This is a genomic window from Novosphingobium resinovorum, from assembly GCF_036352595.1.
Taxonomy (GTDB): domain Bacteria; phylum Pseudomonadota; class Alphaproteobacteria; order Sphingomonadales; family Sphingomonadaceae; genus Novosphingobium; species Novosphingobium resinovorum_B.
Window position 1 is genome coordinate 169,927 of record NZ_JAZFAX010000006.1, and the last position, 12,106, is coordinate 182,032.

General features: G+C 67.9%; 8 protein-coding genes. 2 read left to right on the forward strand and 6 right to left on the reverse strand.

Annotation, left to right across the window (positions count from 1 at the left end; genetic code table 11):
• Positions 1 to 27: 27 nt before the first annotated feature.
• Entirely contained in the window at positions 28 to 1,233 is a 1,206-nt protein-coding gene (locus V2S85_RS08340; protein ID WP_330702403.1) for a CoA transferase, read from the forward strand.
• A 235-nt stretch (positions 1,234 to 1,468) separates the two neighbouring features.
• On the opposite strand, the gene V2S85_RS08345 is transcribed toward V2S85_RS08340, so the two are convergent.
• From V2S85_RS08345 to V2S85_RS08370, 6 genes are all read right to left on the reverse strand, one after another.
• A complete protein-coding gene (locus V2S85_RS08345) occupies positions 1,469 to 2,110 on the reverse strand; it encodes a GntR family transcriptional regulator (protein WP_330702404.1) in 642 nt (213 codons plus the stop codon).
• 275 nt (positions 2,111 to 2,385) lie between these two features.
• Positions 2,386 to 3,783 (reverse strand): TolC family protein, encoded by a 1,398-nt coding sequence (locus V2S85_RS08350; protein ID WP_330702405.1) that lies wholly within the window; start codon positions 3,781 to 3,783, stop codon positions 2,386 to 2,388.
• Between the two features lie 154 nt (positions 3,784 to 3,937).
• A complete protein-coding gene (locus V2S85_RS08355) occupies positions 3,938 to 7,117 on the reverse strand; it encodes a multidrug efflux RND transporter permease subunit (RefSeq protein WP_330702406.1) in 3,180 nt (1,059 codons plus the stop codon).
• 265 nt (positions 7,118 to 7,382) lie between these two features.
• Entirely contained in the window at positions 7,383 to 8,651 is a 1,269-nt protein-coding gene (locus V2S85_RS08360; protein ID WP_330702407.1) for an efflux RND transporter periplasmic adaptor subunit, read from the reverse strand.
• Positions 8,648 to 9,040: a hypothetical protein gene (locus tag V2S85_RS08365; protein ID WP_330702408.1), complete on the reverse strand. Its 393-nt coding sequence runs from the start codon at positions 9,038 to 9,040 to the stop codon at positions 8,648 to 8,650. The genes V2S85_RS08360 and V2S85_RS08365 overlap by 4 nt, the downstream gene beginning before the upstream one ends.
• Positions 9,041 to 9,587: 547 nt before the next feature.
• A complete protein-coding gene (locus V2S85_RS08370; RefSeq protein ID WP_330702409.1) occupies positions 9,588 to 10,211 on the reverse strand; it encodes a TetR/AcrR family transcriptional regulator in 624 nt (207 codons plus the stop codon).
• Positions 10,212 to 10,402: 191 nt separating this feature from the next.
• Here V2S85_RS08370 and V2S85_RS08375 point away from each other — a divergent pair, with 191 nt between their 5' ends.
• The gene (locus V2S85_RS08375; RefSeq protein WP_330702410.1) at positions 10,403 to 12,094 is read left to right on the forward strand and encodes a sulfatase-like hydrolase/transferase; all 1,692 of its coding nucleotides are present in this window, start codon (positions 10,403 to 10,405) and stop codon (positions 12,092 to 12,094) included.
• Positions 12,095 to 12,106 lie beyond the last annotated feature (12 nt).

A 12,106-nucleotide genomic window follows, 5' to 3' on the forward strand; every position in this document is an offset into this window, starting at 1 on the left:
CATAACATCATGCAGGACAACGCAAAAATGACCAACAACGGCGCGCTCAACGATATCCGCGTCCTCGAACTGGGCCAGCTGATCGCCGGTCCCTTCTGCGGCCAGCTGCTGGGCGACATGGGCGCCGAGGTCATCAAGGTGGAGCCCCCGCAGATCGACGGAAAAGGCGGCGGCGATCCCATGCGCAACTGGGGCCACGGCGACGCCAAGCTGTGGTGGGAAGTGGTCGCACGCAACAAGAAGTCGGTCAGCGCCAACTTGCGCGTGGCCGAGGGGCAGGAGATCGTGCGCCGGCTGGTCGCCCATGCCGACATCCTGATCGAGAACTTCAAGCCCGGCACGATGGAGAAGTGGGGCCTCGGCCCCGATGCACTGCACGCCATCAACCCGCGCCTCATCATCGTGCGCGTCTCCGGCTACGGCCAGACAGGCCCCTATTCCTCGCGCGCGGGCTTCGGCGGCATCGGCGAGGCGATGGGCGGCTGGCGCTACATCGTCGGCGACCCCGACCGCGCGCCGAGCCGCATGGGCGTATCCATCGGCGACAGCCTTGCCGCGACGTACGGCTGCATGGGCGCGCTGGCCGCGCTGCATGCGCGAGAGCGCACCGGCAAAGGCCAGGTGGTCGATAGCGCGCTCTACGAGGCGGTGCTGCAGGTGATGGAGAGCCTGGTGCCCGAATACATGGTCTCCGACCATGTCCGCAAGCGCTCGGGTTCGATCCTGGAGGGTATCGCGCCTTCGAACGTATATCCCACCAGCGACGGCGAGTACCTGATCGGCGCCAACCAGGATGCGGTGTTCAAGCGCCTCTGCGCGGCGATGGGCCAGCCGGAACTTGCCACCGATCCGCGCTATGCCACGCACGTCGCGCGCGGCGAGAACCTGCGGGAACTGGACGCAATCATCGCCGAATGGACCCGCACGCTGACGGTCGACGAGCTGGAAGCGAAGATGATCGAGTTTTCGGTCCCGGCGGGCAAGATCTACCGCGCGCCCGAGATGCTCGAAGACCCGCACTTCGCCGCGCGCGAGGCGCTGGTGGACGTCGAGCATCCGCAGTGGGGTTCGTTCAAGATGCAGAACGCCTTTCCCAAGCTGTCGGACACCCCTTCCTCGGTCCGCCGCCGCGCGCCGCTGGAGATCGGGCAGGACAATGCCGAGGTCTACGGCGAACTGCTGGGCATGAGCGAAGCGGACATCGCGGCGCTGAAGGGCAGTGCGGCGATCTGAGTGGGGTGAGGGGGCTGTGGCAACGCCCCCCTTCTTCGTCATCCCGGCGCATGCCGGGACCGTGGGCGATCTTTAGAAGCGACCTCACGTCAGGGGCCTTGACGCGAGCTATCGCCGCAAGACTTGCCCCCGGTCCCGGCATGCGCCGGGATGACGGATGACCGCTTCCCACCCGATCCGGACCTCCCAACCCCGTCAGGCTGAGCTTGTCGAAGGCCCCGGGGCGGGATGCCTTTCACCCCTCCAGCGGCTCCAGCCTGGCGTGCAGCGCGCGGCGGATATGCGCCGTCATCAGCGCCCCGGCCCAGTCGGGATCGCCCTGCGCCATGGCGGCGGCGATCTCGACGTGTTCGCGGTAGCTGCGCATCAGTTGTTCACGGCTGTAGGCGCGCACCGTCTGCTGGACCACCGGCTGCAGCACCAGCTTGCCGAGCAGCGCGGCGAGGCGGTCGGAGGCCGCCGTCTCCAGGATCAGCGCGTGGAAGCGGGCATTGGCGGCGAGGTAGGCGGGCAGGTCGAAGTCGAGCGCTTCGATCACCTTGCGCATCGCCTCGTTGGCGGCGTTCAGTTCGGCGATGACGGCCGTGTCGGCGCGGGCGGCGGCGCGGCGCACGGCGTAGGCTTCCAGCATGCCGCGCAAGGTGAAGACTTCCTCCAGATCCTCCGCTTTCCATTCGGCCACGAAGGAGCGCTGGCTGTCGGTGCGGCGGACGAAAAGCTCGGCCTCCAGCTGGCGGATGGCGGCGCGGACCGGGGTGCGCGAGACGCCGCAGAGCGCTGCCAGCTCCTCTTCCTTGAGCTGCGTGCCGGGGGCGAGTTCGCCCGACAGGATGCGGCCGCGCAGTTCCAGATAGGCCTGATCGCTGGCTTTCGACACGCAAAACCTTCCCGGTACATAGCGGCACTCAACGGCACTCAAGGGGTGCACAGCGCCACCTGACCGTCCGATAACGACGGCTTCGATGCGCCCAGCACCCCCATTGCGAAGTTGCGATGATAGGCCAGCGCGAGCGAGCGGGGAAGTCATTTGTATACTAAACCATCACCCATTCGTCATTGCGAGCGTAGCGAAGCAATCCAAGGCAGTTCAGCGCCGCCCTGGATTGCTTCGCTACGCTCGCAATGACGGGAGTGGGGGTTACGGACCGGGGTTTACCAGCGCCCTCCCAGCGCGCGGAACAGGTCGACTTGCGCAAAGGCCACCTCGCGTTTCGCCGCTGCCGAGTCCGCTTCGGCGCTCGCCAGCGTGCGCTGGGCGTCGAGGACGTTGAGGGCGTCGATCTGGCCCCGGCTCTGGCGGGCAAGGCTGACGTTGGCCGCGCGGTTCGCCGCATCGCGCGAGGCGGCGAGGCGCTCCTGCCGGAGCAGGGCGTTGCGGTAGGCGGACAATGCCGTTTCCGTTTCGCCCAGCGCGGTCAGCACGGTGCCGTCGAAGGTGGCGAGATCGGCCTTGGCGTCGGCCTTGCTTTCGTTGATGCGGGCGCGGATCGCTTCCTGGTTGGGGAAGGCCCACGAGATCAGCGGGCCGAGCAGCCAGCGCAGAGGGCCGCCGCCGAACACGTCCGTAGCGCCGACCGCCGTGGTGCCGATCGAGCCGCCCAGCGTGATGCGCGGGTAAAGGTCCGCCGTCGCCACGCCGATGCGCGCGGTATCGGCGGCGAGGCGGCGCTCGGCGGCCTTCACGTCGGGGCGGCGGGCGAGCAGCGTGGCGCCGTCGCCGACCGGGATGGGGGTGGCGACGTTGGGGGTGGTGTCGCGGGCGATCACGCTGTCGGGCAAGTCTTGCGGGGTGCGGCCGGTCAGGACGGCGATGCGGAACAGGGCCGCGTCGCGGCGGGCCTGAAGCGTCGGGATGGCGGCGGCCTGTGCCTCGCGCAGTTGGGTGACGCGGATGACGTCGAGCTTCTGGTTGAGGCCGCGTTCGAAGCGGGCATTGGTGATACGCTCCGAGCGGGCGAGCAGGTCCACGGTGCGCGTGGCGACGTCGATCTGTTCGTTGGCGCTGGTGGCGTCGACATAGGCGCGCACGGTGTCGGCGACGACGGTGACGCGCACCGCGTCGGCGTCCTCCTGCGCGGCGGCAAGGTCGGCGCGCGAGGCTTCAATGCCGCGCTTGACGCGGCCGAACAGGTCCACCTCGTAGTTCACCGAGAGCCCGCCGTCGACGCGGCGGCCTTCACGGTCGTAGCCGGGGAGCACCTGGCTTTCCGACACGCGGCCGTACGTGCCGGTGGCGCTGAGGTCGGTGGAGGGCAGGCGGTCGGCGCGCGATCCGCGCAAGGTGGCGCGGGCCTTCTCGATGCGCGCCACGGCGACGCGGATGTCGGTGTTGGCGGTCAGCGCGTCGGTGACGAGGGCGTTCAGTGCCGGGTCGTTGTAGAGCTTCCACCAGTTGTCGTCCGGTGCCGCCGTCGTGACGTCCGCGCTCTGCACGCCGACGAAAGGCGCCTCGGCCGAAGCGGGCGGGGTGGGGCTCACATGGTCCGGCCCGACGGCGCAGGCGGAAAGGGCGGTGGCGGCGAGGAGGGCCGCTAAAGTCTGCTTCATCATCGGATATGTCCTGTCATTCTTGGACGAGAGGGTGTGCGCGGCCCTTCGACAAGCTCAGGGCGAGCGGGTTTGGGAAAGCGGATCGGATCAGGACCGGATCGCCCCCCACCTCCGCTCATGCTGAGCCTGTCGAAGCATCACGCGCGGCCTCTCCTCACTCAGCCGGAACCGCGTGCATCTCGGCATGCCCGCGCGGACGGCGGCGCAGCTTCTCCGCCAGCCCCCGGCACACCACGTAGAACGTCGGCGTGAACAGCAGGCCGAAGCCGGTGACGCCGGTCATGCCGAAGAACACCGCCGTGCCCAGCGCCTGCCGCAGTTCGGCGCCGGCGCCCTGCGCGATCACCAGCGGGACTGCGCCCAGGATGAACGCGAAGCTGGTCATCAGGATCGGGCGCAGGCGGGTCTGCGCGGCGTAGACGGCCGCCTCGACGATGCCCATGCCCTGTTCCTCCTCGGCCTGCTTGGCGAATTCGACCACGAGGATCGCGTTCTTGGCCGCCAGCGCGATCAGCACGACGAGGCCGATCTGCGTGAGGATGTTGTTGTCCATGCCCCGCAGGTTCACGCCCGCCATGGCCGCGAAGAGGCACATCGGCACGATCAGCACGATCGCCAGCGGCAGGGTCAGGCTTTCATACTGCGCGGCCAGCACGAGGAAGACGAAGACCACGGCCATGCCGAAGACGATCGCCGCCGTGTTGCCCGCCGTCACCTGCTGGTAGGCGATGCCCGTCCACTCGAAGCTGTAGCCCGACGGGAGCGTCTCGTTCGCGACCTTCTCCATGGTGGAGAGGGCCTGTCCGGTCGAGAAGCCCGGCGCCACGCTGCCGTCGACTTCCACGGCGGGGTGCAGGTTGTAGCGCACCACGCGGTAGGGGCCGGTCTTGTCCTGGAAGGTGGCGACCGAACCGATCGGCACCATCGCGCCGGAGTTCGAGCGGGTCTTCAGGTTGGCAAGGTCGGCGATCGAGCCGCGGCTGCCCTGATCCGCCTGCGCGGTGACGCGGAAGGTGCGGCCGAGCAGGTTGAAGTCGTTCACGTAAGCCGAGCCGAGGTAGACCTGCAGCGTCTCGAACACGCGCTCGGGCGGGATGCCGAGCATGTCGGCCTTGCGGCGGTCGATGTCGGTGAAGACGCGCGGGGTGTCCTGGTTGAACAGGGTGTAGACCTGGCTCAAGTCCTTCTGCTGGTTGGCCTTGCCGATCACGCCGCCCGCCGCCTTGGCGAGTTCACCGTAACCGCGACCTTCGTTGTCTTCCACGATCATGCGGTAGCCGCCCGGGGGGACGATGCCGTTGATGGTCGGCGGCGGAATGACGAGGACCATGGCCTTGTCGTAGCCCTTCAGGGCGTCCTGCGCCTGCGCCATGATTTCCGCGCCGGTTACGCCCAGTTCCTTGCGCTCCTCGAAACTCTTGAACGGGAAGTAGATCGCGGCCGAATCCGGCGAAGCGGTGCGCGAGGGGCCGTGGAAGCCGGCGAACATCACCGCGCCGCGAATGCCCTTGATCGGCAGGAGACGCTTGGCGATGTCCTTGGTCACCTCGTCCGTGCGCTCCAGCGAGGAGCCCGAGGGCAGGAACGCGGCGGCAAGAAAGTAGCCCTGATCCTGCTGCGGGATGAAGCCGGTCGGCGTCGCCCAGAACAGGCCCACGGTTCCGGCGATGAGGGCGGCATAGGTCGCCATCATGCGCGTGGGGGCCTTGACCAGACGCAGGGTGAGGCGCGCGTAGCTGGCGCTCATCCGGTCGAAGCCGTGGTTGAACTTGTCCGCGCCCGACTGGAGCGCGCGGCGCCAGCGGGGGGCTTCGGGTCCGACCCGCTCCTTGTGCTTGAGCAGCAGCGCGGCCATCGCGGGCGAGAGCGTCAGCGAGAGCACCAGCGAGATGACCGTGGCGGTCGAGATCGTCACTGCGAACTGCTTGTAGAACTGGCCCGAAATGCCGGTGATGAACAGCGTCGGCACGAACACCGCGCAGAGCACCAGCACGATCGCCACCAGCGCGCCGGACACTTCGTCCATCGAACGGCGGGCGGCTTCGAGCGGGGTCAGGCCCTCCTCGATGTAGCGCTCCACGTTCTCGACCACGACGATCGCGTCATCGACGACGATGCCGATGGCGAGCACGAGGCCGAACAGCGAGAGGTTGTTGAGCGAATAGCCCACCGCCGCCAGCATGATCGCGGTGCCGACCAGCGAGACCGGGATCGCGAGGATCGGGATGATCGCCGCGCGCCAGTTCTGCAGGAACACCAGGATCACGAGGACGACGAGGATCACCGCCTCGAACAGCGTGTGGTACACCGCGTCGATCGACTGGCCGATGAACTCGGTGGGGTTGTAGATGACCGAGTATTCAAGCCCCTTGGGGAACTTGGCCTGCATGGCGTCCATCTCGGAACGCACCAGCTTGGCGGTTTCGAGCGCGTTGGAGCCGGGGCGCTGCATCACCGCCATGACGACGGTGGGATTGCCCGAAAGGTAGGTGTTGGTGGTGTAGTCCTGCGCGCCCAGTTCCACGCGGGCGACGTCGCGCACGCGGACCTGATGGCCGTCCGCATCGGTGCGCACGATGATGTCGGCGAACTGCTGCGGCTCGGTCAGGCGGCCCTGTGCCTCGACGCCGATCTGGTAGGCGTTGCCCTTGTCGAACGGGGGCGCACCGATGGCACCCGCCGAAATCTGCACGTTCTGCGCGCGCAGGGCGGCGACGATCTCTCCGGCAGTCAGGTTGAGCTGCGCGGCGCGGCCGGGATCGATCCAGATGCGCATGCCGTAGTCGCGCGCGCCGAAGGTCTGGACATCGCCCACGCCGTCGAGACGGGCGAGGCGGTCCTTCACCTGGGTCAGTGCATAGTTGGAGATGTAGTCGCGGTCGTAGGTGCCGTCGGGCGACTGCAGGTTGACCACCATCAGGAAGTCCGGGCTGGCCTTCTTGGTGACGACGCCCATCGAGCGCACCGCGTCGGGAAGGCGCGGTTCGGCGATGGCGACGCGGTTCTGCACCAGCACCTGCGCGGCATCGAGGTCGGTGCCGATCTTGAAGGTGACGGTGATCGTCACCTTGCCGTCGCCGGTCGACTGCGAGTCCATGTAGAGCATGTTGTCGACGCCGTTGATCTCCTGCTCGATCGGAGCGGCGACGGTGTCGGCAACGGTCTCGGCCGAGGCGCCGGGATACTGCGCGTTGACCGTGACGGTGGGCGGAACGATGTCCGGGTACTGGCTCACTGGCAGGCCGATGAACGCGATGGCGCCGACGATGGTGATGATCACCGCGACGACGCCCGCGAAGATCGGACGGTCGATGAAGAAGCGGGAAAGTCGCATTGGGAGTGCCCCTGATGGGCGCGCGTCGGTCTGGGCTGCGGGCGGTGTGCCTGCAACTTGGGGAGCCGGGCGCGCCGGTTGGCGCGAAAATGTGCAAGAACGGTTGCGGGCTTACGAGATGCCCGCCCACCACTCACCGTCACCCTGAACTGGTTTCAGGGTCCATCGTGCCGATCGAACTGCCGTGTGACCGGCGCAATGGATCCTGAAACAAGTTCAGGATGACGGCGGGGTATTTATGGTACGTCTGTGTGGTGATTTGTCGTCAGTTGAACGTCGCCTGCGCAGCCGCCGGTTCGGCCGGCGCGGGTGCGCTTTCGACCTTGCCGCGCGTGATGGTGCCCGCCTTGGTCGTGACCCTGGTGCCCGGGATCGCCGCCTGGTAGTTCGAGACGATCACCGAATCGCCCGCATCCAGCCCGGAGCGGATCACGCGCAGGTCATCGACCAGCGGCCCGACCTCGACCGGCTTGGCGGCGACGGTGCCGTCCTTGCCCACGACCATCACCACCTTGCGGGTCTGGTCCGAACGCACGGCGGCGTCGGGAACCAGCGTCGCCTTGACGGTGCCCCCATTGGCGAGGCGCATGTTGCCGAACATGCCCGGCGTCAGGAAGCCGTCCTTGTTGTCGAGGCTGGCGCGGATGCGGATGGTGCCGGAGCTGGGGTTGAGCCCGTTGTCGGTGAAGTCCAGCTTGCCCTTCCAGCGATAGGCGGCTTCGTCCTGAAGACGAACCTCCACGTCCGAAGTCGCGCCCTTCGCCTTGTCGCGCTGGGCCTTGAGGAACAGCGATTCAGAGGCGTCGAAGGTGAAGTAGATCGGGCTGACGGCGTTGATCGTGGTCAGCAGCGTGGCGTTCGCCCCGGCATCGCCGGAAACTAGGTTGCCCGCGTCCACCCGGCGATCCGACACGCGGCCCGAGATCGGCGCGCGCACCGTGGCGAATTCCACGTCGAGGCTGCGCGACCGCACCCGCGCCTGAGCCGCCGCAAGAGCGGCCTCGGCAGCGCGGACGCGCGAGCGCAAGTTGTCGACTTCGCTGGCGGCCATCGCCTCGTCCCCGGTCAGGCCGGCCACGCGGGCATAGTCCGAACGGGCGAGTGCGAGGGTGGCACTGGCCGAAGCCGCATCCGCCCGCGCTTCTGCGAGCGAGGCGGCGTAAGGGCGCGGATCGACCACGAACAGCGCCTGTCCGGCCTGCACGTAGTCGCCGTCCCTGAACAGAACCTGGGTGATGGCGCCCGAGACGCGCGGACGCACCTCGACCGTCTTGCTGGGGGCGAAGCGGCCGACATAGTCGTCCCATTCGGTGACGTCCTTCACCAGCGGATGGGCCACCTGCACCAGCGCGGGCGGGGGCAGGGCGGCGGCGGGCTCCGTGCCGCCGATGAACTTCCAGCCAAGCCCGGCGACCGCGACGAGCGCCAGCGCGCCGATGGCGAACTGGGCACGTCGTGATCCGGTGCGCTGCTCGGTGGTCTGTTCGCCGGAAGCGTATTCGGAGGGGATTTCGAGTTTGGTCGCGACTGTCACGCGGCGATGCTCCGGAAGGGGGCGCGGGTGCGCCCGATGGTGTCGATGACGGCGCCGATCTTGGCCTCGGAATACCCGGCTTCGCGGGCTTCCTTCAGCGCCGAGACCGGCAGGGTGTAACCATGGTGCCAGGCGCGCACGGCCAGACGGCGCAGCGCTTCGAGGCGTTCGTTCGCCAGCGTGGGCGAAGGCGGGGTGGGGCCGAGGACGAAGCGCAGGAACCAGCTGCGCTTGCGCGCCGGTTTCAGCGATTGCATCCCGTCGGTCCGCGCAAGAGCGAGGATGCGCCGCTCGGTAAGGGTCAGCGGCTCGCTGGCGGTGTTGGCCGAAGGGGCCAGCGAGATCGGCAGCGCCTGCAGCGCTGCATCGGAGAAGTCGATGAAGGCCATATCCGTGCTCCTGCGTAAGTAGGGCGAGTTCGGGTGTGCCCCGGCACGCACCCCGGGACAGGGGGAAGGGTGCGCGCCGGGGCGGCTTCCGGCTTGGGGCAGCCGGAAGGGTGCGGGTAAGGCTCTCCCGAGGCCGGACACGCGAATGTCCAGTCGTCGGCAGGAGCCGGATGTGTGCCATCGCGCCGCGACCCGCGTGGGTCTGCAACTGTCAGGCGGCCGGTCAGGACCGGTCGGTGATGGGAATACCCGAGGCCGGGGGGAGGCGATTCGGGCGGTTCGTTTCTATACCAGTCGGTATATATTCAGGTCCGGGTCACGTCAAGCGGGTTTCTGTACCGCCCGGTAGATTAGGACTCTGAAGAGCGTTTCAAGAGGCTGAATGCCTGTTGAACGAAATTTTTTCCGCAAGTGCGAAGTCGCTCGTATCGGGCTTTGCGCCCTGCCGCCGGGGCTTCGACAAGCTTAGCCTGAGCGGATTTGAGAACCGGTCTTTAGATACCGCTCAGGCTGAGCTTGTCGAAGCCCCCGCCGAGTAGAGCCCTGTTCAGCGCCCCGGCCACATCGCCAGGAACGTATCCGCCGTGCCCTGCAACTCTTCGGGCCCGGCACCGCCCTGCGCCTTGACCGAAAGGCCCTGCAGCACGGTGGTCAGGCAGCCCGCGAGCTTGGCGGGGCAGACGCTGTCGGGCAGGTCGCCTTCGTCGCGCGCCTGCTCGAAGCGCTTGATGACGGCGGCTTCCGAAGAGGCGCGGCGCTTGATGACGTCGGCGCGGATCGAGTCCGCTTCGGTCGAGCAGGCGACGGTGCTGATGACGCCGAGGCAGCCGTGCGGATCGCTTTCGCCGCAGTGAGTCGCCAGCGCGCCGGTCAGCAGCCGTTCGGCCACGCCGCGCGCGGTGGGGGCTTCCAGCGCCTTGCCCATGTAGGCCAGCTTGTCGCGCTCGTAGAGGTCCAGCGCCTTCTTGAACAGCGCTTCCTTGTTGCCGAAACAGGCGTAGAGGCTGGGCTTGGTGATGCCCATGGCCTCGGTCAGCTCCGCCATCGAGGCCGCTTCGTAGCCGCGAGTCCAGAATACCCGAAGCGCGGCCGCAAGGGCCTCGTCGGGATCGAATTCGCGGGGACGGCCCCGGGCGGCTGGGGGCACCGCAGTTGGTGCTGAACATTTCATACCGGGCGGTATATAGGTTGGGGGTGTGGGAGAGTCCAGTGTGACGCAGCTGTCATTTATGCGAGGCCCCGCCGTCGTCGTTGCCGTTTCGGTAACCACTGTCGCCGTCCCATCGGGCGCCGTCCCGCCCGGCGCCGTTCAGCCAATCTTAGCATCTTGCCGATAGGTCCGTCGCGGCTTTCGGAGGGAACATGGGCCTGCGCGAAATCAAGATTGCACTGATCGCCGCCTATCTGCTGTGCGATCACCAGACGGTGGCGGAGCGCTTCGCCTCGCTCGGGATATCGGCCTCGCTGGTCGTCTACCTGGTGCTCTATGCGGGGCTGGCGGCGGCCTTGCTGCTGGCGGCGCAGATCCGCAATGCGCCGGTGCGCATCGGCGTGGCGCTGCTGCTGGCGGCGGCCTCGGTCATGCAGCAGTCGTTCGAATGGACCACCAACGGCCCGCTGACGTACGAGGCCTTCCTCAACATGGCCAATTCGCGCGGCCAGGTGGGCGAGGCGCTGGCGCAGTATGGCGCGGTGCTGCTGCGGGTGGTGCCGATCGCGCTGCTGCTGCTGCTGGGCATCGCCCTGCCGCCGCGCAAGGCGCCGGTACCGGCCAGGGTCGCGCTCGCCGCGCCCTTCGCGGCGCTGCTGCTGCTCTCGGCGATGTTCTACGTGCGCGGCGGCGAGGGATCGCGCGCGCTGCCCGCCGCCTTCGCGCCGCTCTCGTTCGCGGGGCTGATGGTGGTCGAGGACATGGTGACCGACCACGGCCCGCGCCAGAAGGTGAGCATCCTGCGCGGCAAGGCCCCGGTCGGCCGCGATATCGTGCTGCTGGTGGACGAGAGCATCGTCGCCAACTACCTCGACATCGACAACCCGCACGGCGTGCCCACCGGCCTCTCGGTGCCGCATCCCGGGGTGCGGATGGTCAACTACGGCTATGCCGCCTCTATCCACACCTGCAGCCTCAATTCCAACCTCGGCCTGCGCTACGGCGGGACGCGCGCGAACTACCAGGACACGATCGCGCGGTTGCCCTCGATCTGGGCCTATGCCCATGCGGCGGGCCTGCGCACCGTCTACATCGATGCGCAGTCCACCGGCGGGCGCCTGCAGAACCTGATGAGCGCGGACGAGCGCCGCGAGGTCGACGACTTCATCCAGTTCGACGACGTCCCCGTGCGCGAGCGCGACATGGCGATCGCCCGCGTGCTGGCCGAGCACATCAACAACGGCCGGCGCGAGTTCATCTACGTCAACAAGCTGGGCGCGCACTTCCCGGTGCAGGACAAGTACCCCGACGCGCTGATGCGCTATCGCCCGGCGATGGCGCGCGGGCAGGCGCTGGACCTCAGCTGGTCGAGCGACCGCACCGGTTTCAACGGCACCCCGCCCGAATGGGTCCGCTATCGCAACAGCTACCGCAACACGCTGCTCTACAACGTCGGCGAGTTCTTCCACCGCCTGCTCGCCACCGCCGACCTCGAGAAGGCGACGATCGTCTACACCTCGGACCACGGGCAGGATCTGCACGAGCGCGGCAATCCCGGCAACAACACCCATTGCGGCAGTGGCCGGCCGCTGCAGGAGGAAGGGCTGGTGCCGCTCGTCGTGTTCGAGGGGGACAAGAGCCGCACCCTCGACTGGAACCGCGACCTTGCCGCCAACAAGGACGGGATGAGCCACTTCCGCATCTTCCCCACGCTGCTGGCGCTGATGGGCTACGACCGCGCGGCGACGCGCCCGGTCTACGGCGCGCCGCTCGACGATCCGGCGAAGGACGACTTCTCGTTCAACCTCGTGTTCAACACGCGGCTGGGCCGCAAGCCCGAGTGGGAGACGATCGACAAGGCGACGATCGTGACCCCGCCGGACAGCGATTTCAGGGCACGATGACGTTCCCCTGAA